This is a genomic window from Tabrizicola sp. (assembly GCF_034366665.1).
Taxonomy (GTDB): domain Bacteria; phylum Pseudomonadota; class Alphaproteobacteria; order Rhodobacterales; family Rhodobacteraceae; genus Tabrizicola.
The window spans coordinates 1-21876 of the sequence record NZ_JAXMMF010000028.1; the positions used below are offsets into that span (position 1 = coordinate 1).

General features: G+C 62.0%; 40 protein-coding genes. 36 read left to right on the plus strand and 4 right to left on the minus strand.

Going from position 1 to position 21876, the window contains the following annotated elements:
• The 4 genes from rpsJ to U1E69_RS03145 form a co-directional block, all read left to right on the plus strand.
• Nucleotides 1-201: 30S ribosomal protein S10 (gene rpsJ / locus U1E69_RS03130; RefSeq protein ID WP_322242788.1), on the plus strand; the 201-nt coding region annotated here is incomplete at its 5' end.
• 14 nt (nucleotides 202-215) lie between these two features.
• Nucleotides 216-935, plus strand: coding sequence for a 50S ribosomal protein L3 (gene rplC, locus U1E69_RS03135; protein ID WP_322242790.1), 720 nt, complete (start codon nucleotides 216-218; stop codon nucleotides 933-935).
• On the plus strand, nucleotides 932-1552 hold the full coding sequence (gene rplD / locus U1E69_RS03140) for a 50S ribosomal protein L4 (RefSeq protein WP_322242792.1): 621 nt from the start codon (nucleotides 932-934) through the stop codon (nucleotides 1550-1552). The genes rplC and rplD overlap by 4 nt, the downstream gene beginning before the upstream one ends.
• On the plus strand, nucleotides 1549-1869 hold the full coding sequence (locus U1E69_RS03145; RefSeq protein ID WP_322242794.1) for a 50S ribosomal protein L23: 321 nt from the start codon (nucleotides 1549-1551) through the stop codon (nucleotides 1867-1869). Before rplD ends, U1E69_RS03145 begins: the two co-directional genes overlap by 4 nt.
• 68 nt (nucleotides 1870-1937) lie before the next feature.
• Here U1E69_RS03145 and U1E69_RS03150 read toward each other — a convergent pair whose 3' ends face one another.
• The 3 genes from U1E69_RS03150 to U1E69_RS03160 form a co-directional block, all read right to left on the minus strand.
• A complete protein-coding gene (locus U1E69_RS03150) occupies nucleotides 1938-2222 on the minus strand; it encodes a type II toxin-antitoxin system RelE/ParE family toxin (RefSeq protein ID WP_322242797.1) in 285 nt (94 codons plus the stop codon).
• Complete coding sequence (locus U1E69_RS03155; protein ID WP_322242798.1) at nucleotides 2219-2473, minus strand: type II toxin-antitoxin system ParD family antitoxin; 255 nt, start codon at nucleotides 2471-2473, stop codon at nucleotides 2219-2221. The genes U1E69_RS03150 and U1E69_RS03155 overlap by 4 nt, the downstream gene beginning before the upstream one ends.
• Before the next feature lie 179 nt (nucleotides 2474-2652).
• Nucleotides 2653-3255 carry a hypothetical protein gene (locus U1E69_RS03160; protein ID WP_322242800.1) on the minus strand — a complete coding sequence of 201 codons (603 nt, stop codon included), beginning with the start codon at nucleotides 3253-3255 and terminating at the stop codon, nucleotides 2653-2655.
• A gap of 380 nt (nucleotides 3256-3635) precedes the next feature.
• Between U1E69_RS03160 and rplB the strand changes: the two genes are divergently transcribed.
• From rplB to rpmD, 20 genes are all read left to right on the plus strand, one after another.
• Complete coding sequence (rplB, locus tag U1E69_RS03165; protein ID WP_322242802.1) at nucleotides 3636-4475, plus strand: 50S ribosomal protein L2; 840 nt, start codon at nucleotides 3636-3638, stop codon at nucleotides 4473-4475.
• A gap of 3 nt (nucleotides 4476-4478) precedes the next feature.
• Complete coding sequence (gene rpsS / locus U1E69_RS03170; RefSeq protein ID WP_322242803.1) at nucleotides 4479-4757, plus strand: 30S ribosomal protein S19; 279 nt, start codon at nucleotides 4479-4481, stop codon at nucleotides 4755-4757.
• A gap of 3 nt (nucleotides 4758-4760) precedes the next feature.
• On the plus strand, nucleotides 4761-5141 hold the full coding sequence (rplV, locus tag U1E69_RS03175) for a 50S ribosomal protein L22 (protein WP_295015129.1): 381 nt from the start codon (nucleotides 4761-4763) through the stop codon (nucleotides 5139-5141).
• Nucleotides 5141-5857 (plus strand): 30S ribosomal protein S3, encoded by a 717-nt coding sequence (rpsC, locus tag U1E69_RS03180; RefSeq protein WP_295077095.1) that lies wholly within the window; start codon nucleotides 5141-5143, stop codon nucleotides 5855-5857. Before rplV ends, rpsC begins: the two co-directional genes overlap by 1 nt.
• Nucleotides 5858-5869: 12 nt before the next feature.
• Entirely contained in the window at nucleotides 5870-6283 is a 414-nt protein-coding gene (rplP, locus tag U1E69_RS03185) for a 50S ribosomal protein L16 (RefSeq protein WP_103259186.1), read from the plus strand.
• Between the two features lie 79 nt (nucleotides 6284-6362).
• Nucleotides 6363-6746 carry a hypothetical protein gene (locus U1E69_RS03190; protein ID WP_322242807.1) on the plus strand — a complete coding sequence of 128 codons (384 nt, stop codon included), beginning with the start codon at nucleotides 6363-6365 and terminating at the stop codon, nucleotides 6744-6746.
• Between the two features lie 50 nt (nucleotides 6747-6796).
• Nucleotides 6797-7420, plus strand: a complete 624-nt coding sequence (locus U1E69_RS03195; protein ID WP_322242809.1) for a TIGR02466 family protein — start codon at nucleotides 6797-6799, stop codon at nucleotides 7418-7420.
• A gap of 104 nt (nucleotides 7421-7524) precedes the next feature.
• On the plus strand, nucleotides 7525-7758 hold the full coding sequence (gene brnA, locus U1E69_RS03200; protein ID WP_322242810.1) for a type II toxin-antitoxin system BrnA family antitoxin: 234 nt from the start codon (nucleotides 7525-7527) through the stop codon (nucleotides 7756-7758).
• 25 nt (nucleotides 7759-7783) lie between these two features.
• Nucleotides 7784-8008 carry a hypothetical protein gene (locus tag U1E69_RS03205; RefSeq protein ID WP_322242813.1) on the plus strand — a complete coding sequence of 75 codons (225 nt, stop codon included), beginning with the start codon at nucleotides 7784-7786 and terminating at the stop codon, nucleotides 8006-8008.
• A 155-nt stretch (nucleotides 8009-8163) separates the two neighbouring features.
• Nucleotides 8164-8364 (plus strand): 50S ribosomal protein L29, encoded by a 201-nt coding sequence (gene rpmC, locus U1E69_RS03210; protein ID WP_322242815.1) that lies wholly within the window; start codon nucleotides 8164-8166, stop codon nucleotides 8362-8364.
• Between the two features lie 11 nt (nucleotides 8365-8375).
• Nucleotides 8376-8615, plus strand: a complete 240-nt coding sequence (rpsQ, locus tag U1E69_RS03215) for a 30S ribosomal protein S17 (RefSeq protein ID WP_322242816.1) — start codon at nucleotides 8376-8378, stop codon at nucleotides 8613-8615.
• A 58-nt stretch (nucleotides 8616-8673) separates the two neighbouring features.
• Nucleotides 8674-9042 carry a 50S ribosomal protein L14 gene (gene rplN, locus U1E69_RS03220; RefSeq protein WP_091302592.1) on the plus strand — a complete coding sequence of 123 codons (369 nt, stop codon included), beginning with the start codon at nucleotides 8674-8676 and terminating at the stop codon, nucleotides 9040-9042.
• Nucleotides 9042-9347: a 50S ribosomal protein L24 gene (gene rplX, locus U1E69_RS03225; protein WP_322242823.1), complete on the plus strand. Its 306-nt coding sequence runs from the start codon at nucleotides 9042-9044 to the stop codon at nucleotides 9345-9347. The genes rplN and rplX overlap by 1 nt, the downstream gene beginning before the upstream one ends.
• Nucleotides 9347-9907 (plus strand): 50S ribosomal protein L5, encoded by a 561-nt coding sequence (gene rplE / locus U1E69_RS03230; protein WP_322242825.1) that lies wholly within the window; start codon nucleotides 9347-9349, stop codon nucleotides 9905-9907. Before rplX ends, rplE begins: the two co-directional genes overlap by 1 nt.
• 17 nt (nucleotides 9908-9924) lie before the next feature.
• Nucleotides 9925-10230, plus strand: coding sequence for a 30S ribosomal protein S14 (rpsN, locus tag U1E69_RS03235; RefSeq protein WP_295077076.1), 306 nt, complete (start codon nucleotides 9925-9927; stop codon nucleotides 10228-10230).
• 13 nt (nucleotides 10231-10243) lie between these two features.
• Nucleotides 10244-10642: a 30S ribosomal protein S8 gene (gene rpsH / locus U1E69_RS03240; RefSeq protein WP_305542909.1), complete on the plus strand. Its 399-nt coding sequence runs from the start codon at nucleotides 10244-10246 to the stop codon at nucleotides 10640-10642.
• A 12-nt stretch (nucleotides 10643-10654) separates the two neighbouring features.
• On the plus strand, nucleotides 10655-11188 hold the full coding sequence (gene rplF / locus U1E69_RS03245; RefSeq protein ID WP_322242828.1) for a 50S ribosomal protein L6: 534 nt from the start codon (nucleotides 10655-10657) through the stop codon (nucleotides 11186-11188).
• A 10-nt stretch (nucleotides 11189-11198) separates the two neighbouring features.
• The gene (rplR, locus tag U1E69_RS03250; protein ID WP_322242830.1) at nucleotides 11199-11558 is read left to right on the plus strand and encodes a 50S ribosomal protein L18; all 360 of its coding nucleotides are present in this window, start codon (nucleotides 11199-11201) and stop codon (nucleotides 11556-11558) included.
• A gap of 109 nt (nucleotides 11559-11667) precedes the next feature.
• Nucleotides 11668-12258, plus strand: a complete 591-nt coding sequence (gene rpsE, locus U1E69_RS03255) for a 30S ribosomal protein S5 (RefSeq protein ID WP_322242831.1) — start codon at nucleotides 11668-11670, stop codon at nucleotides 12256-12258.
• 2 nt (nucleotides 12259-12260) lie between these two features.
• Nucleotides 12261-12473 carry a 50S ribosomal protein L30 gene (gene rpmD, locus U1E69_RS03260; protein WP_322242832.1) on the plus strand — a complete coding sequence of 71 codons (213 nt, stop codon included), beginning with the start codon at nucleotides 12261-12263 and terminating at the stop codon, nucleotides 12471-12473.
• A 101-nt stretch (nucleotides 12474-12574) separates the two neighbouring features.
• Here the strand turns inward: rpmD and U1E69_RS03265 are convergent, their stop codons facing one another.
• Nucleotides 12575-12898, minus strand: coding sequence for a hypothetical protein (locus U1E69_RS03265; RefSeq protein WP_322242834.1), 324 nt, complete (start codon nucleotides 12896-12898; stop codon nucleotides 12575-12577).
• 219 nt (nucleotides 12899-13117) lie between these two features.
• Here U1E69_RS03265 and U1E69_RS03270 point away from each other — a divergent pair, with 219 nt between their 5' ends.
• The 12 genes from U1E69_RS03270 (at nucleotide 13118) to U1E69_RS03325 (ending at nucleotide 21843) form a co-directional block, all read left to right on the plus strand.
• The gene (locus U1E69_RS03270; RefSeq protein WP_322242837.1) at nucleotides 13118-13558 is read left to right on the plus strand and encodes a GFA family protein; all 441 of its coding nucleotides are present in this window, start codon (nucleotides 13118-13120) and stop codon (nucleotides 13556-13558) included.
• Nucleotides 13559-13788: 230 nt separating this feature from the next.
• Entirely contained in the window at nucleotides 13789-14268 is a 480-nt protein-coding gene (rplO, locus tag U1E69_RS03275; RefSeq protein WP_322242839.1) for a 50S ribosomal protein L15, read from the plus strand.
• 130 nt (nucleotides 14269-14398) lie between these two features.
• A complete protein-coding gene (gene secY / locus U1E69_RS03280) occupies nucleotides 14399-15760 on the plus strand; it encodes a preprotein translocase subunit SecY (RefSeq protein WP_322242841.1) in 1362 nt (453 codons plus the stop codon).
• A gap of 5 nt (nucleotides 15761-15765) precedes the next feature.
• Nucleotides 15766-16416 (plus strand): adenylate kinase, encoded by a 651-nt coding sequence (locus tag U1E69_RS03285; RefSeq protein ID WP_322242843.1) that lies wholly within the window; start codon nucleotides 15766-15768, stop codon nucleotides 16414-16416.
• Between the two features lie 180 nt (nucleotides 16417-16596).
• Nucleotides 16597-16965 carry a 30S ribosomal protein S13 gene (gene rpsM / locus U1E69_RS03290; protein WP_322242844.1) on the plus strand — a complete coding sequence of 123 codons (369 nt, stop codon included), beginning with the start codon at nucleotides 16597-16599 and terminating at the stop codon, nucleotides 16963-16965.
• 13 nt (nucleotides 16966-16978) lie between these two features.
• The gene (rpsK, locus tag U1E69_RS03295) at nucleotides 16979-17374 is read left to right on the plus strand and encodes a 30S ribosomal protein S11 (protein ID WP_294968917.1); all 396 of its coding nucleotides are present in this window, start codon (nucleotides 16979-16981) and stop codon (nucleotides 17372-17374) included.
• Nucleotides 17375-17494: 120 nt separating this feature from the next.
• The gene (locus U1E69_RS03300; protein ID WP_322242847.1) at nucleotides 17495-18511 is read left to right on the plus strand and encodes a DNA-directed RNA polymerase subunit alpha; all 1017 of its coding nucleotides are present in this window, start codon (nucleotides 17495-17497) and stop codon (nucleotides 18509-18511) included.
• A gap of 137 nt (nucleotides 18512-18648) precedes the next feature.
• Nucleotides 18649-19059 carry a 50S ribosomal protein L17 gene (gene rplQ / locus U1E69_RS03305; protein ID WP_322242849.1) on the plus strand — a complete coding sequence of 137 codons (411 nt, stop codon included), beginning with the start codon at nucleotides 18649-18651 and terminating at the stop codon, nucleotides 19057-19059.
• 174 nt (nucleotides 19060-19233) lie between these two features.
• Nucleotides 19234-19845: a helix-turn-helix transcriptional regulator gene (locus U1E69_RS03310; protein WP_322242850.1), complete on the plus strand. Its 612-nt coding sequence runs from the start codon at nucleotides 19234-19236 to the stop codon at nucleotides 19843-19845.
• 51 nt (nucleotides 19846-19896) lie between these two features.
• Entirely contained in the window at nucleotides 19897-20484 is a 588-nt protein-coding gene (locus tag U1E69_RS03315) for an acyl-homoserine-lactone synthase (protein ID WP_322242852.1), read from the plus strand.
• Nucleotides 20485-20591: 107 nt separating this feature from the next.
• Entirely contained in the window at nucleotides 20592-21203 is a 612-nt protein-coding gene (locus U1E69_RS03320) for an autoinducer binding domain-containing protein (protein ID WP_322242854.1), read from the plus strand.
• Nucleotides 21204-21252: 49 nt separating this feature from the next.
• Nucleotides 21253-21843, plus strand: a complete 591-nt coding sequence (locus U1E69_RS03325) for an acyl-homoserine-lactone synthase (RefSeq protein ID WP_322242855.1) — start codon at nucleotides 21253-21255, stop codon at nucleotides 21841-21843.
• The last annotated feature ends 33 nt before the right edge of the window (nucleotides 21844-21876 follow it).

Below are 21876 nucleotides of genomic sequence, written 5' to 3' on the forward strand. Positions count from 1 at the left end.
CGCGGGCCGATCCCGCTGCCGAACAAGATCGAGAAATTCACGGTTCTCCGTGGTCCGCACATCGACAAGAAGTCGCGCGACCAGTGGGAAATCCGCACGCACAAGCGTCTTCTCGACATCGTCGACCCCACCCCGCAGACCGTGGACGCGCTGATGAAGCTCGACCTCGCTGCCGGCGTGGACGTCGAGATCAAAGTTTAAGGAGGGCATGACAGATGCGCTCTGGCGTTATTGCAAAGAAGCTGGGCATGACCCGGCTGTTCCTGGCAGATGGCAAGCAGGTTCCGGTGACGGTTCTGCAGCTGGACAGCCTTCAGGTCGTGGCACAGCGCACCGCTGACAAGGATGGCTATACCGCCGTCCAACTCGGCGCTGGCGTTGCCAAGGCCAAGCGGACCACCGCCGCGCAGCGCGGTCACTTCGCCAAGGCGAACGTGGCCCCGAAGCGCAAGATCGCGGAATTCCGGGTCACCCCGGATTGCCTGATCGACGTGGGTGCCGAAATCACCGCCGACCACTACCTTGCAGGTCAGTTCGTCGACGTGGCGGGCACCTCGATCGGTAAAGGCTTTGCCGGTGCGATGAAGCGTCACAACTTCGGCGGCCTTCGCGCCTCGCACGGTGTGTCGGTTTCGCACCGTTCGCACGGCTCGACCGGCCAGTGCCAGGACCCCGGCAAGGTGTTCAAGGGCAAGAAGATGGCCGGCCACATGGGCGCTGTCCGCGTGACCACGCAGAATCTGCAGGTCGTCCGCACCGACGCCGACCGCGGCCTGATCATGATCAAGGGCGCTGTCCCCGGATCGCGTGGCGGCTGGGTTACCGTCAAGGACGCCGTGAAGAAGCCGGAAGCCAAGGACGCACCGCGTCCGGCCGCGATCCGGTCCGCTCAAGCTCCGGCTGCAGAAGTTGCCGCCGAAGGGGGTGAAGCATGAAACTTGATGTGATCAAACTGGACGGCGGCAAAGCCGGTTCCATCGATCTGGACGAAGCGCTGTTCGGCCTTGAGCCGCGCGCAGACATCCTGCACCGCGTGGTGCGCTGGCAGCGGGCGAAATCCCAGGCCGGCACCCACTCGACGCTGACCCGGGCCGAGGTTTCGTACTCGACCAAGAAGATCTATCGCCAGAAGGGCACCGGCGGCGCTCGCCACGGTTCCAAGAAGGCCCCGATCTTCCGTCACGGTGGCGTCACCAAGGGCCCGCAGCCGCGGTCCCACGCCCATGACCTGCCGAAGAAGTTCCGTGCCCTCGGGCTGCGGCACGCTCTGTCGGCCAAGGCCAAGGCGGGTGAGCTGGTGATCCTGGACGCGGCCACGCTGGCCGAAGCCAAGACCGCCAACCTGGCCAAGATGAAGTCGGAACTCGGCTGGAAGCGCGTTCTGGTGATCGACGGCGCGACCGTTGACGCCAACTTCGCTCTGGCCGCCCGCAACCTGGACGGCGTCGACGTTCTGCCCACCATGGGTGCCAACGTCTACGACATCCTGAAGCGTGATACCCTGGTCATCACCAAGGCCGGTATCGAAGCCCTGGAGGCTCGCCTGAAATGAGCAAAGCACCGAAAACCGCTGCGGCCATCAAGCCGGAGCACTACGACCTGATCAAGAAGCCGATCATCACCGAAAAGGCCACCATGGCCTCGGAGGCGGGTGCCGTGGTCTTCCAGGTCGCTATGGACTCGACCAAGCCGCAGATCAAGGAAGCCGTCGAGGCGATCTTTGGTGTGAAGGTGAAGGCGGTGAACACCACCATCACCAAGGGCAAAGCCAAGCGTTTCCGCGGTCGCGCAGGCGAGCGTTCGGACAAGAAGAAGGCCTATGTCATGCTGGAAGCCGGTCAGACGATCGACGTGACGACCGGCCTCTGAGCCTTAGGCTTGAGTGAAAAGAGAGAGCCCCTGCCGGAAGGCGGGGGCTTTTGCCTTTTCCGACGGCCCTAAAGATGCCGTTCGACATCCATGCTTTGGTGCAGCACCCGGATGACAACGATCCCCGGCCTGTCCTGGCGAAAGAAGATCAGGTGCCGCCCAACCGGGTATTTCAGGTACCCGTCCCGCACATCGACCCTGCGGCCCGCCCTTTCTCCATCCGCCAAGGCGAGACAGGCACTGCGGATGTCATCAACGTAGCGGTCGGCCTGATCCATACCCCAGATCTCGGCGGTGTAGTCCCAGATCGCGCCGATATCCGCGACTGCGGATGGCGAGAAGGTCAGTTTCACGTGTCTTTCCGGCTGAACCCAGCGCGCTTCGCGGCCTTCAGACCCTCAAAATCCAGAGGCTGCGACGGGCCGGAGCATTCTCCCGCCACCAAGGCATCGCGCAGGGTCCTGACCTTGGCTTCATGTTCCTCTAGAAGCCGAAGTCCCGCCCGCACGACATCGCTGGCCGAGTTGTAGCGGCCAGATTGTACCTGGCCGTCGATGAAGTCCACAAAGTGATCTCCGAGCGCGACAGACGTGTTTCGGGGCATGGGGCACCTCCATGCGGCAGGATATACCAAGCTTTGGTATCAGGCAAGCAGGGCGGACGAAGGCCTATGTCATGCTGGAAGACGGTCAGACGATCGACGTGACAACTGGTCTTTGAGCCTTAGGCTTGAGTGAAATGAGAGAGCCCCTGCGCGGCGCGCGGGGGCTTTCTTATTCCAGATTATCTTACAAACAGTCGTCTGACACTCGCGACCCATTTGTTTGAAGGGATACGAAGCACCAAAAGGCCTGTCTCCTCGACGGCATAACCCTCCCGCGGGGTTCCGCCTACTGGCACATACCTCAGCATTTCCTCGGGTATCGGCGCCATTGGCTCCGTTGTCGGTCCAAGCTTCTTTGCCTCAGCTTGTGCTTTCGCGAGAAGATCCGCTCTAGTACCCGGCGGCCACGGATCGGAAAGGGCCCCTGTGCTGAAAGGTCGATTTCGAGCGCGCTCTGCTGTGAATTTGGCGACCACCAACCCCTCATCTATTGGACCCCCATACGTTGACGGCAGCCCGCAGGAGCGATGCCCGCCCCACCATCCCCACACAGCCGAAGCAACTACGTTGTCGCAATCCGGCTGAGAAACCATCCATTTGTGAAAAGCTGCAATTGCAGCGATGTCGCCGTCGGGGTTGAGGCCAGAAATGCAGGCCAGCCAAAGGGACTGGTCGCGGTGCACGTCCAGGAAGGCGGGCAGATCGACTATTTCAACGAAGCTGCAATCCGCTTCGTCAGGGTGGGTGTTGAAAACCATATCGGAACCCGACTTCTCGTACATCATCCACGGCTTGTACTGATGAGGGTCGACGGGCACGGATGAACACCCCTGTTGCTTAGTCCGATGAGTGAAAGTGATGTCCCATTGTTAAGTTAAATAATTTCGGATCAACCCAGTTAGATTCAAAAAGTGCCTGGCATTCCTGCCACCCCCCGCAAAGCGCCAAGCAAGCGTCGGCAAAAATCGCTCCTCCCCCCCCTTGCCGCCCCCACCACCCTCTGCTACTCCCGCGCCACGCCAGAAGCCCCGGATTCGTCCGGGGCTCTTGGTTTGTTCGTTCCCGCTGCTGCCGCAAGAGGAAAGGACACTAAATCGGGGATCTTCGGAGCCCTTCACCGCCGGGTGGCAACACCCGTGCAAGCAAACGGAAGACAGAGAACATGGCACTCAAGTCGTATAAGCCGACGACGCCTGGCCAACGTGGGTTGGTTCTGATCGACCGTTCGGAGCTGTGGAAAGGCCGCCCGGTCAAGCACCTCACCGAGGGTTTGAACCGTACTGGCGGCCGGAACAACACCGGACGTATCACGATGTTTCACCAGGGCGGGGGCGCAAAGCGTCTCTACCGGGTGGTCGATTTCAAGCGTCGCAAGTATGATATCCCGGCGGTCGTCGAGCGGATCGAATATGACCCGAACCGCACCGCCTTCATCGCGCTGATCAAGTATCAGGACGGTGAACTGGCCTACATCCTGGCGCCGCAGCGCCTGGCCGTGGGTGACAGCGTCATCGCTGGCGCGAAGACCGACGTGAAGCCCGGCAACGCGATGCCCTTCTCGGGCATGCCGATCGGCGCAATCGTCCACAACGTCGAGCTGAAGCCCGGCAAGGGCGGCCAGCTGGCCCGTGCGGCTGGGACCTATGCCCAGTTCGTCGGCCGTGATGGGTCGTACGCGCAGATCCGCCTGTCCTCGGGCGAGCTGCGGATGGTCCGTCAGGAATGCATGGCCACCATCGGTGCCGTGTCGAACCCCGACAACTCGAACCAGAACTTCGGTAAAGCCGGACGTATGCGCCACAAGGGCATCCGCCCGACGGTCCGCGGCGTTGCAATGAACCCGATCGACCACCCGCATGGCGGCGGCGAAGGCCGTACCTCGGGCGGTCGTCACCCGGTTACCCCGTGGGGCAAAGGCACCAAGGGCAACAAGACGCGCAAGCCGAAGGCTTCTGACAGCCTGATCGTCCGCTCGCGCCACGCCAAGAAGAAAGGGCGTTAATCCATGGCACGTTCCATCTGGAAAGGCCCGTTCGTCGACGGCTACGTCCTGAAGAAGGCCGAAAAGGCCAAGGCCGGTGGCAAGTCCGAAGTGATCAAGATCTGGTCGCGTCGGTCCACCATCCTGCCGCAGTTCGTTGGTCTGACCTTCGGGGTCTACAACGGCAAGAAGCACGTCCCGGTCAACGTGACCGAAGACATGATCGGCCAGAAGTTCGGTGAATACTCGCCGACGCGGACCTACTACGGTCACGCAGCCGACAAAAAAGCGAAAAGGAAATAAGCCATGGGTGCGGAAAAGAACCCCCGCCGCGTGGCGGACAACGAAGCGATGGCGATCCTGCGCATGCTGCGCACCTCGCCGCAGAAGCTCAACCTTGTTGCGGGCATGATCCGCGGCAAGAAGGTGGACAAGGCCCTTGCGGACCTGACCTTCTCCAAGCGCCGCATCGCCGGTGACGTGAAGAAGTGCCTGCAGTCGGCGATTGCCAACGCGGAAAACAACCACAACCTCGACGTGGACAGCCTGATCGTGGCGGAAGCATGGGTCGGCAAGAACCTGGTGATGAAGCGGGGCCGTCCGCGGGCCCGGGGTCGCTTCGGCAAGATCATGAAGCCGTTCTCTGAAATCACCATCAAGGTCCGTCAAGCCGGGGAGTCCGCATAATGGGTCAGAAGGTCAATCCGATCGGTATGCGCCTCCAGGTCAACCGTACCTGGGACAGCCGCTGGTTTGCAGAGTCGAAAGACTACGGCAACCTCCTGCTGGAAGACCTCCGCATGCGCGAGTTCATCCACAAGGACCTCAAGCAGGCCGGCATCAGCCGCGTGATAATTGAACGCCCGCACAAGAAGTGCCGTGTGACCATTCACACCGCACGTCCGGGCGTCATCATCGGCAAGAAGGGCGCGGACATCGAGACGCTTCGCAAGAAGCTGACCGTGTTCACCAAGTCCGAACTGCACCTGAACATCGTCGAGGTTCGCAAGCCCGAGCTTGACGCCCAACTGGTGGCCGAGTCGATCGCCCAGCAGATGGAACGTCGCGTCTCCTTCCGTCGCGCCATGAAGCGTGGCGTGCAGAACGCGATGCGGATGGGTGCGCTTGGCATCCGTGTGAACGTCGCCGGCCGTCTTGGCGGCGCCGAAATCGCCCGGACCGAATGGTACCGCGAAGGCCGCGTGCCCTTGCACACCCTTCGTGCCGACATCGACTATGCGCTGTCGGAAGCCACGACCCCCTATGGGATCATTGGTGTGAAGGTCTGGATCTTCAAAGGCGAAATCCTTGAGCATGATCCGCAGGCCCATGATCGTCGTCTTGCCGAAGCGGCTGACGGCCCGGCCCCCCGTGGTCCGCGCCGCGACCGCGAACGCGCCTAAGGAGTAACGTAGATGCTGCAACCAAAGCGCACAAAGTTCCGCAAGATGCACAAGGGTCGCATCCATGGCGAAGCCAAGGGTGGGTTCCTGATCAACTTCGGCTCCTACGCCCTGAAGGCGACCGAGCCCGAGCGTGTCACCGCGCGGCAGATCGAAGCGGCCCGCCGCGCGATCACCCGCCACATGAAGCGTCAGGGCCGGGTCTGGATCCGGATTTTCCCGGACGTCCCGGTCTCGGCCAAGCCCGTCGAAGTTCGTATGGGTAAGGGCAAGGGGTCCACGGACTACTGGGCGGCCAAGGTCAAACCCGGCCGGATCATGTTCGAGATCGACGGCGTGAACGACGAAATCGCGCGTGAGGCCCTGCGTCTGGGCGCGATGAAACTTCCGGTCACCACGCGCATCGTCGCGAAGGAAGACTGGTAAGGGACGTGGGCAGATTGCCCACCCTACAATCGGCCCCCGCTGGAAACGGCGGGGGTCTTTTGCTTTTGGAGGCCCTGCGATGGATGCACCGCACCTGACGGTCCTGAACCTCTATCGCCTCAAGGCCAGCGCCGAGGCGTTCACCTTTGCCATCACCGCCCTGGCAAATCGGGTCGAGCGCGAAGGGGAGCGTGGTCTTCTGTCCTATCGGTTCTGGGTCAATGAGGCCGACGGAACCGCGCGGGCCGTTATCGACTATGCAACCCCGCAGGCCTGGATCGGCCATCATGACATTTCCATGGGTTGGCCGGAAATGAAGGCTCTTCACACTGTCGCCGCGCTGGAGGATGTGACGTTCCTTGGCCCCCTTACCCCTGAAATCCGCACCTGGCTGACGGGGTCCAGCCTGACGGCCAAGGTGCATGACGGTTTTGCCCCTGCCGCGGGCTTTCGCAGGACTTGATCGCGCGCCCGCAACTGCCTAGGACGGCGGCAACCCCAAGGAAGTCTTCCATGCCCGACATCACCTCCCTTTTCGTCACTCGCCTTTACCGCGCCGGTCTCAATGATCTAGCCAAGAAGAAGGTCGACTACGCCGAACTCCGCCAGACCTGCGATATGGTGGCCGAGGATGACGAGGCCGGGCAGGAGTGGTGCGAGGCGAACGGCTATCCCGGTTACACCTCCTATGCCTCCTTGGATGACCTGCCCTGGCGGATGCCGATCTTCGGCGATCTGGAAAAGGCGCTGGACAAGCACGTTGCGGCCTTCTGCAAGGAGCTCGGCTTCGACCTTGGCGACAAGAAGCTGAAGTGCAATTCGCTCTGGATCAACATCCTGCCCGAGGGCGGCACCCACGCCAGCCACATCCACCCGCATTCGGTGATCTCGGGCACGACCTATGTCGCGATGCCGGAGGGGACCTCGGCGCTGAAGCTGGAGGACCCCCGCTTGGCCATGATGATGCTGGCCCCCGTCCCCTTGAAAACCGCGCCGCAAGAGCTGCAGCGCTTCGTCTACGTCAAACCGGCGGTGGGCGAGGTTCTTCTGTGGGAAAGCTGGCTCCGCCACGAAGTCCCGATGAACATGTCCGAGGAAGAGCGGATCTCTGTTAGCTTCAACTATGGGTGGGCGTAAGGCGCGTATCGTAGGGTGCGCTACAGCGCACCATCCGACGGTGCGCTGTAGCGCACCCTACAGTTTCGCCCTATGCTTGCGGTGACGACACGCAGGTAACGGCAATGAACGAACCTAAACCCATCACGGCGGCTGAGTTGGACGAAATGTTCGACAACGGCGAGGATGTCAGTGCCTATGTCGACTGGTCCAAGGCCCGCCGTCCCAATCAGGAGCCCCGCCGGGTGAACGTGGACTTCCCGGCCTGGATGGTGCGCGACCTCGACAAGGAGGCCGGGCGGCTCGGCGTCACGCGACAGTCGCTGATCAAGATGTGGATTGCGGAAAAGTTGGGGTAGGCCGCTTGGCCGCACTATAGGGAGTATGGAATTGTTCTTTACTAAGGCTGGTTTTGTGATCGCCTGGTTGCTCTTTGTGCCGAGCATAATTGCCTATGTGGCTTTCCAAGTAGCTGCCTTTGGTGGCAGTATTTCGAACTGGGACCCCCTCTTCTTGGGATTGGCAGAAAGCTCGCCTTTGGGCATTTTGGTTGGTGTGGGCTTTGGTATCGCTGCCGAGATCAGTGACACGCTAGCCAACAAGGCCTGAGCCCCCCAACTTCCCCCTTGCCCCCCACGCCCTTCCCCCCTATACGACGCCATCCAGCGATTCCGGACCTCCGGATTCGTTGGTTTGTCATTGATCCGCCAGATCAACGGTAACCTCAAAAGGGGCCGTCTGGCGATTGTGGAAAAGGAAGCGGCATGAAAGCCGAAGAACTGAAGTCGAAAACGCCGGACCAGCTGCGCGACAGCCTGGTTCAGCTGAAGAAAGAAGCGTTCAACCTGCGCTTCCAGCAGGCGACCAACCAGCTTGAGAACACCGCCCGCATGCGTGCCGTCCGTCGTGACGTCGCCCGCATCAAGACGGTTCTTGTGCAAAAAGCCGCTGACGCTGCGAAGTAAGGGGAAAACCAATGCCGAAACGTATCCTGACGGGCACCGTCACCTCGGACAAGAACGAGCAGACGATCACCGTCTCTGTCGAACGCCGCTTCAAGCACCCGCTGCTGCAGAAGACCGTGCGTAAGTCGAAGAAATACCGCGCTCACGATGCGGAGAACAAGTTCAAGGTCGGCGACACCGTGCGCATTGAAGAATGCGCGCCGATTTCGAAAACGAAACGCTGGACTGTGGTGATCGACGCTTCGGCGTAATCACTTCGGTTCCGAACGAAACCCCAGGGGTATCCCCTGAAGGTCGGGAGACTTTCAAATGATCCAGATGCAGACGAATCTGGATGTGGCTGACAACTCCGGCGCTCGCCGAGTTCAGTGCATCAAGGTTCTTGGCGGCTCGCACCGCCGTTATGCTTCCGTCGGCGACATCATCGTGGTGTCGGTCAAGGAAGCGATTCCCAAAGGCCGCGTGAAGAAGGGGGACGTGCGTAAAGCCGTAGTCGTTCGCACCGCCAAGGAAGTTCGCCGTGAAGACGGCACCACCATCCGTTTCGACCGCAACGCCGCCGTCATCCTGAACAACCAGGGCGAACCGGTCGGCACCCGTATCTTCGGGCCGGTCGTGCGCGAGCTGCGTGCCAAGAACTTCATGAAGATCATCTCGCTGGCTCCGGAGGTGCTCTGATGGCTGCGAAACTCAAGAAGGGTGACACGGTCGTCGTGCTCACCGGCAAGGACAAGGGCAAGAAGGGCGAGATTTCCGCCGTCATGCCGTCCGAGAACAAGGCCATCGTCGACGGCGTGAACGTGGCCATCCGCCACACCAAGCAGTCGGCAGCGTCGCAGGGCGGCCGCGTTCCGAAGGCAATGCCGATCGATCTGTCGAACCTTTCGATCGTCGACAAGAACGGCAAGGCAACCCGCGTCGGCTTCCGCATGGAAGGCGACAAGAAGGTCCGCTACGCCAAGACCACCGGGGAGGTGATCTGATGCTGGATCAAGCCACCTACACGCCGCGCCTGAAAGCCGAATACAAAGGCAAGATCCGCGCCGCGATGAAAGAAGAGTTCGCCTACAAGAACGACATGATGATCCCGCGTCTGGACAAGATCGTCCTGAACATGGGCGTCGGCGAGGCGGTCAAGGACACCAAGAAGGTCAAGCAGGCCGCCGAGGAACTGTCCCAGATCGCCGGTCAGAAGGCTGTCATCACCAAGGCCAAGAAGTCGATCGCCGGCTTCCGCGTCCGTGAAGAGATGCCGCTGGGTTGCAAGGTCACCTTGCGCGGCGACAAGATGTACGAATTCCTCGACCGCCTGATCAACGTCGCGCTTCCGCGCGTCCGCGACTTCCGTGGCGTGAAAGGGTCGAGCTTTGACGGTCGCGGCAACTATGCCATGGGCCTGAAAGAGCACATCGTGTTCCCCGAAATCAACTTCGACAAGGTCGACGAGGTTCTGGGGATGGACATCATCATTTGCACGAACGCGAAGAACGACACCGAAGCCAAGGCGCTGTTGAAGCATTTCAACATGCCCTTCACGTCGTAAGCGCGAGGAACCAAGATATGGCAAAGAAATCCATGGTGAACCGCGAAGTGAAGCGCGCAAAACTTGTGAAGCAGCATGCTTCCAAGCGCGCCGCGCTGAAGGCGGTGATCAACGACCAGGCGAAACCGGTGGACGAGCGCTTCAAGGCGACGCTGAAACTGGCCGAGCTGCCCCGCAACTCGTCCGCTGTCCGGCTGCACAACCGCTGCCAGCTGACCGGCCGTCCGCATGCGTATTACCGCAAGCTCAAACTCAGCCGCATCATGCTGCGTGATCTCGCCTCGTTCGGCCAGATCCCCGGCATGGTCAAGTCCAGCTGGTAAGGGAGGAAAGACGATGTCTATGAACGATCCTCTCGGCGATATGCTCACGCGTATCCGCAACGCACAGATGCGCGGCAAGTCCACTGTCGTGACCCCCGCATCGACCCTGCGCGCCCGCGTGCTCGACGTGCTTCTGTCCGAAGGCTACATCCGTGGCTATGAAAAGGCAGACACGGCCAACGGCCAGGGCGAATTCACCATCAGCCTGAAGTACTACGAAGGCGAGCCCGTGATCCGCGAAGTGAAGCGTGTCTCGAAGCCCGGCCGTCGCGTGTACATGGGTGTGAGCGAGCTTCCCTCGGTCCGCAACGGCCTTGGCGTCGCCATCGTCTCCACGCCCAAGGGCGTTCTCACTGATGCAAATGCACGCGCGGCCAATGTTGGCGGCGAAGTGCTTTGCACCGTGTTCTAAGGGAGGGGTGAAATGTCTCGTATCGGCAAGAAACCCGTCACGCTCGTCAAGGGCACCTCGGCCTCGATCAGCGGCCAGACCATCGAAGTGAAGGGCCCGAAAGGGACCCGCAGCTTCACCGCAGGCGACGACATCACGCTCACCATCGAAGGTGATGCCGTGAAGGTCACCCCGCGCGGTCTGTCCAAGCGTGCGCGCCAGCAGTGGGGCATGACCCGCTCGATGGTTGCGAACCTGGTGACCGGCGTCTCGGAAGGCTTCAAGCAGGACCTGGAAATCCAGGGCGTCGGCTATCGCGCCGCGATGGCTGGCAACGTCCTGAAACTGTCGCTGGGCTATTCCCACGAAGTGAACTTCGACGTGCCGAAGGGGGTGACCATCACCGTCCCGAAGCAGACCGAAATCACCGTGGAAGGCATCGACCAGCAGCTGGTCGGCCAGGTGGCAGCGAACATCCGCGAATGGCGCGCGCCCGAGCCCTACAAGGGCAAGGGCATCCGCTACAAGGATGAGTATATCTTCCGCAAGGAAGGCAAGAAGAAGTAAGGGTGGCAAAATGGCTTTGAACAAGAGAGAGCTGTTCCTCAAGCGCCGCCTGCGCGTCCGGAACAAGATCAAGGCGACCTCGCATGGTCGTCTGCGCCTCAGCGTGCACCGTTCGTCGAAGAACATCAGCGTCCAGCTGATCGACGATGCGAAGGGTGTGACGATTGCGGCAGCCTCCACGCTCGAGAAAGATCTCGGCGTGGTCGGCAAGAACAACGTCGAGGCTTCCGCGAAAGTGGGCGCCGCGATTGCGGAGCGGGCCAAGAAGGCCGGGGTCGAAGAGTGCTATTTCGACCGTGGCGGCTTCCTGTTCCACGGCAAGATCAAGGCGCTTGCCGACGCAGCCCGCGAAGGCGGTCTGAAGTTCTGATCAAGCGGGCGGCTGCAAGGCCGCCCCGATGATCCGGGTCCCCGTCCGCGGGTGACACCAGGATTGGTCCTAACGGCGCCGATGCGCGCCACCACGAAGGAATTGCCATATGGCAGAACGTGACAACCGCCGAGAAGGCCGTGGCAATGATCGCCGCGACAACCGCCCGGAAGAAACCCCGGAATTCGCCGACCGTCTGGTCGCGATCAACCGCGTCTCGAAAACCGTCAAGGGTGGCAAGCGCTTCGGCTTTGCCGCACTCGTCGTTGTCGGTGACCAGCGTGGTCGCGTCGGCTTCGGCAAGGGCAAGGCCAAGGAAGTGCCGGAAGCGATCCGCAAGGCGACCGAACAGGCCAAGCGCTCGATGATCCGCGTCGCCTTGAAAGACAGCCGGACGCTGCACCACGACATGGAAGGCCGCCACGGCGCCGGGAAAGTCGTGATGCGGACCGCCGTCGCAGGTACCGGCATTATTGCCGGTGGCCCGATGCGTGCCGTCTTCGAAATGCTGGGGATCCAGGACATCGTCGCCAAATCGATCGGTTCCGCGAACCCCTACAACATGATCCGCGCCACCATTGACGGGCTGAAGCACGAAGCCTCGCCCCGTTCGGTTGCCGCGCGTCGTGGCAAGAAGGTCGCCGAGATCCTGCGCAAGCCGGAAACCGAAGCGGCTGCCGCTGAAACCGTGGAGGCCTGATCATGGCGAAGAAACCCACCGATGCGGCGAAAAAGACCATCGTCGTGAAGCAGATCCGCTCGGCCGCCCGCCGTCCGGCCGTGCAGACCGCTACCCTGAAGGGCCTCGGCCTGAACAAGATGAACCGCACCCGCGAGCTGGAAGATACCCCTTCCGTCCGCGGCATGGTGAACTCGATCAGCCACCTGGTCGTGATCGTGGAAGAGCGCGGCTAAGCTTCGCGCAAGGGTAGGGTGGGCGATCCGCCCACCGTCTCTGGAAATCAAGACGCCCCGCCGGTTCACGGCGGGGCGTTTCGCATTTTATCGGCGCAGCATCAGCTTCCGCTGCGGCCGCCCTGGCCACCGCGCTGACCCCCGCCCTGGCCACCGCCCTGACCACCACTTTGGCCACCGCTTTGGCCGCGGTTCCGCTCCCCGCCGCCGTTCTCCTTCAGGCGGCCGTCCGTTTCCGGGTCCTGGACTTCGCCCTGACCCTGCTGCCCGCCACCGTTTTCCTTCAGGCGGCCGTCGGTGTCCGGATTCTTGACGTCACCTTGGCCCACATCGCTGCGGGACGACTGGCCACCCGACTGACCTGCGGACTTGTTGCCCGATTGGCCACCCGACTGTCCACCTGACTGGTTCTGGTTGTTCGCCATGACTTGCTCTCCATTGCTTACCCGCCAGTGCAATCCGACGGGCATGACGGTAGAACAAGGTAAGCTGGCGGACTGTTCCTGGGAAAAAGCGGTGGCGAGGACCGTCTCCCGAAGGTTGGAAAAGCTTCCCTGACGTCATCCTCGGGGTGCTAGGCTGCGGCTGCGACTCAACCAGCCCCGGGAGGGGGCAAGGGGGCCGCGCAGAGGGAGGAACCACCCATGACCACGCAGTATGCCGGGGGCTGCCAACACGTCCACGTGACTGCCACCGCCGAGCCGATCGACAACCACGAATGCCACTGCAACGTCTGCAAGGGCGTGACCGGCCAGCAGACCACGCATGTCGCCTTCTTCAACCACGGCGACATTCAAGTCGATCACCCCGAGTTGATGAACCGCGTCCCCTTCAACAAGGACAACCCGAGCGGCCCGCTGGAGATCTGCGTCTGCAAGGAATGCGGGGCCGCGCTGATGCTTGACGACAAGCAGGGCCGCATCCGCGTGGCTGTGCCGAACGTCATGGGCTACGACGACGCCAAGTTCCCCAAGGCCACCTACCACGCCTTCTGGGACGAAACGAAGGGCTATGCGGCTCCGACCGACGGCCGTCCGGTCTACTCGGGCCTGCAGCCCAGTTTCGTCTGGCCGCAACCCTCGTAGGTCGGGCTTCAGCCCGACTCTGCAATAGGTTAACACCACCCTAACGGAAATTCCTAAACCGTTGTAATCATTTAATAAGCCGAGGCTGTCTACCGTGGACAGCCTCGGCCTTGCTTTTCAGGGTCGCGTGCTGTATCGCCCCCCGGTGGCTGATCGTGGCCATGAGAATCAAGAAAAGCCGTGGGCGTCCCGTTCTCGCTTCGGGGGCGCATCCGGCAAGGAGAAGCGAAATGAAACTGCATGAACTCGCCGACAACGAAGGCGCGGCCAAGAAGAAAAAGCGCGTTGCTCGCGGCCCGGGCTCGGGCAAGGGCAAGACCGCTGGCCGTGGTATCAAGGGTCAGAAGTCCCGCTCGGGCGTTGCCCTCGGTGGCTACGAAGGCGGCCAGATGCCGCTCTATCGCCGCCTGCCGAAGCGCGGCTTCACCAAGCCGAACCGCCTGGAATTCGCCGTCGTGAACCTCGGCCTGATCGAGAAGTTCATCGCCGCTGGCAAGCTGGACGTGAAGGCCGAGATCACCGAAGACGCGCTGGTCGCGGCGGGCGTGACGAAGGCCAAGCATGACGGCATCCGCGTGCTGGCCAAGGGCGTGCTGACGTCCAAGATCAACCTGACCGTCACCGGTGCCTCGGCCTCGGCAGTCGAAGCGATCGAGAAAGCTGGTGGCAAGGTCACGCTCCTGGCTCCGGTCGCGGCTGCGGCTGAATAAGGCTCCCGGGCGCGACGGCGACCAATTAGGGATTGTGAGCGGCCATCAGGTCGCTTACATCAAACCAAGTTTTCCCGCGCCGCCGAACCGGAGAACGGTCCGGCGGCGCTTGGCTTGAAAGAGACCTGACATGGCATCTGCTGCAGAGCAAATGGCGGCTAACCTCAGCTGGGGCATGCTCGGCAAGGCGACCGACCTGCGCCAACGCATCTTCTTCACGATCGGCCTTCTGATCGTCTACCGGCTTGGCACCTATATCCCGGTCCCCGGGATCGATGGCGAGGCGCTGCGGGACACGATGGCCCAGGTGACGCAGGGTGTCGGCGGCATGCTGAACCTCTTCACCGGTGGCGCCTTGTCCCGGATGGGGATCTTTGCCCTGGGGATCATGCCCTACATCTCGGCGTCGATCATCGTGCAGCTTCTGGGAACCATGTATGGTCCCTGGCAGCAGCTGAAGAAAGAAGGCGAGCAGGGCCGCAAGAAGCTGAACCAGTACACCCGCTACGGCACCGTGGCGCTGGCGATCCTGCAAGGTTACGGAATCGCGATGTCGATCCAGACCGGCGGACTGGCGCACAATCCCGGCGCGTTCTTCATCGCCTCCTGCGTCATCACGCTGGTCGGCGGCACGATGTTCCTGATGTGGCTGGGCGAGCAGATCACCGCGCGCGGCATCGGCAACGGCATTTCCCTGATCATCTTCGTCGGTATCGTCGCTGAAATCCCGGCAGCCATCGCGCAGTTCTTCGCCCAGGGGCGCTCTGGCGCGCTGTCGACGCCGGTGATCCTGGGGATCATCGTCATGGTGATCGGCGTGATTACCTTCGTCGTCTTCATGGAGCGGGCGCTGCGCAAGATCTCGATCCTGTATCCGCGCCGTCAGGTCGGGATGAAGGTCTACGAGGGCGGCTCGTCGCACCTGCCGATCAAGGTCAACCCGGCGGGCGTGATCCCGGCGATCTTCGCGTCCTCGATCCTGCTGCTGCCGACCACGGTCAGCACCTTCTCGGGCGGATCAACCAACCCGGTCCTGTCGTGGCTTGCCGCGAACCTGGGGTACGGCCAGCCGCTGCACCTGTTGTTTCTGGCCGTGATGATCGTGTTCTTCGCCTATTTCTACACGTTGAACGTCTCGTTCAAGGTGGATGAAGTGGCCGAGAACCTGAAGAACCAGAACGCGTCGGTTCCCGGCATCCGTCCCGGCAAGAAGACCGAGGAGTATCTGGAATATGTGGTCACACGTATCCTTGTCCTTGGCTCGGCCTATCTGGCGGCTGTCTGCCTGCTGCCCGAAGTGCTGATCGCCGAGCTGGGCATCCCCTTCTACTTCGGCGGCACCTCGGTGCTGATCGTGGTCTCGGTCACGATGGACACGATCCAGCAGGTTCAGTCGCATCTCCTGGCGCACCAGTACGAAGCCCTGATCGAGAAGTCGCAGCTGCGTGGCAAGAAGAAGCCGGGTGCTCCCAAGGCCCCAGCGCGGCGCTGACCCAGATGACGAACATCATCCTTCTTGGCCCGCCCGGCGCGGGTAAGGGAACGCAGGCCAAACGTCTGGAAGAGGCGCGCGGCATGGTTCAGCTCTCGACCGGCGACATGCTGAAAGAGGCCATCGCCAAAGGCACCGAGCTGGGCCGCCGCGTCGAAGGCATCATGGCCCGGGGCGAGTTGGTCACCGACGAGATCGTCATCGGCCTGATCGAGGCCAAGATGAACGACGGCGCCAAGGGCGGCTTCATCTTCGACGGCTTCCCGCGCACGCTGAAGCAGGCCGACGCGTTGGGCGAGCTTCTGTCGCGCACCGGGCAGACGCTGGACGCCGTGATCGAGATGCAGGTCGACGATGCGGCGCTGGTCGCGCGGGTGACCGGACGCTACACCTGCGGCAACTGCGGCTCGGTCTACCATGACGTGACGCACCCGACCAAGGTGGCGGGGGTGTGCGACGTCTGCGGCTCGACCAACATGAAGCGGCGGGCCGACGACAACGCGGAAACCCTCAAGACGCGGCTGATGGAATACTACAAGAAGACCTCGCCCCTGATCGGCTATTACTACGCCAAGGGGCAGCTTTCCGCCGTGGATGGCCTGGCTGAGGTGGAGGCCGTTGCCGAGGCTATCGCCAAGGTTCTTGACAAAGCCTGAAAAACCGCTCTCGCGGCCTTGACGGCCCCTGGAAAAGCCCCTAATGCACGGCGTCCCGCGGTGGAATCGCCTTGCGGGTCTTCCATATTGGAAGTTCGTATCGCCGGGTTAATTGCCCGTGCGGTGTTGTGAAAAAAGGTTCTGGCGTTACGGAACCGCAACCAAAGAAGGACGACACGTTTGGCACGTATTGCTGGCGTCAACATTCCGACCGCGAAACGGGTTCCGATCGCGCTCACCTATATCACCGGGATCGGCCCGAAGACCGCCCAGACCATTTGCGAAGCGTTGAAGATCGACAACGCGCGCCGCGTGAACCAGCTGACCGACGCTGAAGTTCTGGCGATCCGCGAATACATCGACGCGAACCTGACTGTCGAAGGCGACCTGCGCCGCGAAGTCACGATGAACATCAAGCGTCTGATGGACCTGGGCTGCTACCGCGGCCTGCGTCACCGCAAGGGCCTGCCGGTCCGCGGCCAGCGCACGCACACCAACGCCCGTACCCGCAAAGGCCCCGCAAAGGCCATTGCCGGCAAGAAGAAATAAGGGGGCTTGAAACATGGCACGTGATACCAAAGCCGCCCGCACCAAGAAAAAAGAACGCAAGAACATCGCCGCTGGTGTGGCGCATGTGAACTCGTCGTTCAACAACACCAAGATCCTGATCTCGGACGTCCAGGGCAACGCGATCTCGTGGTCGTCCTCGGGCACGATGGGCTTCAAGGGCTCGCGCAAGTCGACGCCCTACGCCGCCCAGATGGCCGCCGAAGACGCCGGCCGCAAGGCGCAGGAACACGGCGTCCGCACGCTGGAAGTCGAAGTGCAGGGTCCGGGTTCGGGCCGTGAATCGGCGCTGCGCGCCCTGGCCGCCGTGGGCTTCCAGATCACCTCGATCCGCGACGTGACGCCGCTGGCCCACAACGGCTGCCGTCCGCCGAAGCGTCGCCGCGTCTAAGGTACTGATTTCGGCCGGGCCGTGGGGGTGTTCCCCCGCGGCCCGGTTTTCGTCGTTTACGATCCTCGGGCGTCCGCCGGCTTTCGGACATCGGCAGCGGACAAGAATAGGGGCTTCAGAATGATCCATAAGAACTGGCAGGAACTCATCAAGCCGACGCAGCTGGTCGTGAAGCCGGGGGCTGACGCCGCCCGCGTCGCGACTGTCATCGCCGAGCCCTTGGAGCGGGGCTTCGGTCTGACGCTGGGCAACGCGCTGCGTCGCGTGCTGATGTCCTCGCTGCAGGGCGGGGCTATCACCTCTGTCCAGATCGACAACGTGCTGCACGAGTTTTCGTCGGTGGCGGGCGTCCGTGAGGACGTGACCGACATCGTCCTGAACCTGAAGGGCGTCAGCATCAAGATGGACGTCGAGGGGCCGAAGCGCCTGTCGATCTCGGCCAAGGGGCCGGGCGTGGTCACCGCTGGCGACATCTCGGAATCGAACGGCATCGAGATCCTGAACAAGGACCACGTGATCTGCCACCTCGACGACGGCGCCGACGTGTTCATGGAACTGACCGTGAACACCGGCAAGGGCTATGTCTCGGCCGACAAGAACCGCCCGGAAGATGCGCCCATCGGTCTGATCCCGATCGACGCGATCTATTCGCCGGTGAAGAAGGTGTCGTACGAAGTCACCCCGACCCGTGAGGGCCAGGTGCTGGACTATGACAAGCTGACGATGAAGATCGAGACCGACGGCTCGCTGACACCGGACGATGCCGTGGCCTATGCCGCACGCATCCTGCAGGACCAGCTGTCGATCTTCGTGAACTTCGAAGAGCCGGAATCGGCCAAGGTCGGCGAGATCGACTCGGGGCTGGAGTTCAACCCGCTGCTTCTGAAGAAGGTGGACGAGCTGGAGCTTTCGGTCCGGTCCGCGAACTGCCTGAAGAACGACAACATCGTCTACATCGGCGATCTGATCCAGAAGACCGAAGCCGAGATGCTGCGCACCCCGAACTTCGGCCGCAAGTCGCTGAACGAGATCAAGGAAGTGCTTTCGGGCATGGGCCTGCATCTTGGCATGGACGTCGAAAGCTGGCCGCCCGAGAATATCGAGGACCTGGCCAAGCGTTTCGAGGACCAGTTCTGACAATCGTAGGGTGGGCAGTATTGCCCACCCACCCAAATGCCCGCACATGGCGGGGAACGACTGGCGAAAGCCCAAGGTGAGCGGGACCACACGTAGGTCTTGCCGGACAAAGCAAAACACGCGTTAGGAGATAGAAAATGCGTCACTCAAGCGGCTACCGGAAGCTGAACCGGACCCACGAACACCGCAAGGCGATGTTCGCCAACATGTGCGGCTCGCTGATCGAGCACGAGCAGATCAAGACCACTCTGCCCAAGGCCAAGGAACTGCGCCCGATCATCGAAAAGCTGATCACGCTGGCCAAGCGCGGCGACCTGCATGCCCGCCGTCAGGCCCATGCGGCCCTGAAGCAGGACATGCACACCGAGCGTCTCTTCGCGATCCTGGGGCCGCGCTACAAGGACCGTCAGGGCGGCTATGTCCGGATCATGAAGGCCGGCTTCCGCTATGGTGACATGGCTCCGATGGCCATCATCGAGTTCGTGGACCGCGACACCTCGGCCAAGGGTGCGGCTGACCGGGCCCGTCTGGAAGCTGTCGAGGCCTGATTACCCCCCTCAACGGCAGAATTGTGAAGGCCCGCCACACGGTGGGCCTTTTCCATTGAAAAGGTTGAATTCTTAACTTGTTTCCGCCATGCATTAGCTATCTTGAAAAGGTAGCCGTTAGGACCAAGATCAATTTTCAGTAGAATCAAGGTGCGAGTAGGGAAGTGATCGGAAATGTCCGAACGGAAGGCGATAACGGTGCTGCTTGAGCAGCTCGATCGGCTGGCCCCCATGGGCTACACCGTCGGGCTTCACATCCGTTTTGCCACGCCGTTGATCTACAGAAGCTCTTATCCAGCCTCCTGGGTCGAACACTACAACAGCCATTCGTATTATCTGCGCGATCCGCTTGTCTTCTGGGGCGTCGGTGTCGAGGGAACCACCCGCTGGAGCGCGATCCCGCTGCCTGATCCCTTTGGCGTCATGAAGAAGGCCGCCGGCCACGGCCTGAATTTCGGCGCCGTGTCTTCTTATGGGCCCATCACCTCGCGTTCGATTGTCGGCATCAGCCGCTCGGACCGTGAATTCACCGACGAGGAGATGGGGCAACTCAAGGAAGTGACCATCCAGCTGCACATAGAGGCAAAGCCACCTTCGGACCTGACGAAAGCGCAGATCGAAGCGTTGCAATGCCTTGCCAACGGGGACAGGCATGCTGCGGCGGCGGAAAAACTTGGCATCACGGAAAGCGCCTTCAAGGCGCGCGTCCAGTCGGCACGAATCCGGCTGGAGGCGCGGACCGCGTCGGAAGCAATCCGCAAGGCCCGGGAATATCGGCTGCTTTGATTCAGACTGTCCCTTCCAAGGTTTGACCCACCAGAAGAAGGAGAATGAAGAATGGAAGCCACCACGTTGTCATACGACAACCTCCACAACCACGGCGAGCTTTTCGCCAACATGTTCCGGGCTCGGCATCGGACGTTCATCCAGAACGCGAAATGGGACCTGCCCGAGGCCAACGGGATGGAGTTCGATCAGTATGATACGCCCGCCAGCCGCTGGGTCTGCGTGCACAAGGACGGTGACGTGATGGCCGGGGTCCGCCTGACGCCCACCACCCACCGCTGCGGCATCTACACCTACATGATCCGGGACGCGCAGCGCGGGCTGCTGGAGACGATTCCGCGGGATCTGTTGAATTTCGAAGCCCCCGTCGATCCGAACATCTGGGAATCCAGCCGCGTCTTCGTGTCGAATGACGTGCCCGCGGCCGAGCGGTTGCGCGTTCAGATGCAACTGATCCACGAGATGGTGGTCTCCGCCCGCGAGCTGGGTGCGACAACGCTGCTGGGGATCATCCCCGAGAATTCGCCGCGTCTGGCCCGCCGGGTCGGCCTGGACTGCATTCCCTCGGGCCCGGTTCTTGACACGGACGGCACCCGCTCGGTCTGCGTCTCGATCAGTATGGCGACCAAGCTGCATTGATCCGGGCTACGGACGTCGCGTCGCCGCTTGTCGCGGCGAAATAGGATTGGAAATCGTGTGGTCGTCAGCCTAGGGTTGCGCGACCCAATGTGTTATGATGAGTTGAAATGAGTGTAAGGGCGCGTATCGACGTTGAGCTGCAGAATTTGGCGCGGCTTGCCAATGCGGGGTATTTCATCGGATTGCACATCCGCTTCACCTCGCCGCTTTTCACCTTTCAGACCTATGATCAGCGCTGGATCGACCATTACACCGAGAACGGGTTTGTCCTGCGGGACCCGATGACGGCGTGGGGGTTTTCGCGGACTGGCTGGATCAGGTGGAGCGACACCGCCCTGCTGGACCCGTTCGGACTTTTCAAGGAAGCGGCGCGTCACGGCCTGAAGTTCGGGGCGACAGTTGCCTGCGGTCCGATCAAATCGCGCACAATTGCCAGTTTCGCCCGGTCCGACCGGGAGTTTCGGGATGAGGAGATCGAGAAGATCGAGCGGACGGTTCTGCGTCTGCATGATCTGAGCGAGCCCCCCGAGGCACTGACCGAGGCCCAGATCGAGGCCTTGAGAATGATTGCAGGGGGCGACAGGTTTGCTCAGGCGGCGGAAAAGCTTGGAATCTCTGAAAGCGCGCTGAAGGCCCGGATCACCACCGCCCGCAACCGGCTGATGGCGCGGACGACGGCCGAGGCCATTCAGCGCGCCAAGGACAACCGTCTGATCTGACGACGTCTCCTGCAAGGTTACGACTTAACCCACCCTGCAGGAGGACCCCATGCAGACTACGACTCTCTCTTTTGCCAACATGCACAACCACGGCGAGCTTTTCGCGAACATGCTGCGCGCCAGGCGCGAGCTGTTCATCGTCCACAACAAGTGGAACCTGCCCGAGGCGATGGGCATGGAATACGACCAGTATGACACTCCGGCCAGCCGCTGGGTCGTCGTGCATGACGACGAGGGCAAGGTGCTGGCGGGCAACCGCCTGACGCCGACAACGCACGGCTGCGGCATCTACAGCTACATGATCCGCGATGCGCAGCGCGGGCTGCTGGAAACCATCCCGGCGAACCTGCTTTACGACCCCGCGCCGATGGCCGGGCACATCTGGGAAAGCTCGCGGCTGTTCGTGTCGCATGACACTCCGGCGGCAATCCGGCGGCGGGTCCATGCGCAGCTCATCGCGCAACTGGGCGACACGGTGCGCAGCCTTGGCGCGACGCATTGCCTGACATTGCTTGCCGCGACCTGGCCCCGCTGGGCCGACCGGGTGGGCGTCAAGATGCGGGCGATGGGGCCGGTCCTTGTGATCGACGGGATCGAGAACCAGGTGGTCGAGATGGACTTCTCTGGCCCGAAGCATTGATCCCGCCGCGGACAGGCGACGGGTCTCGCCTGT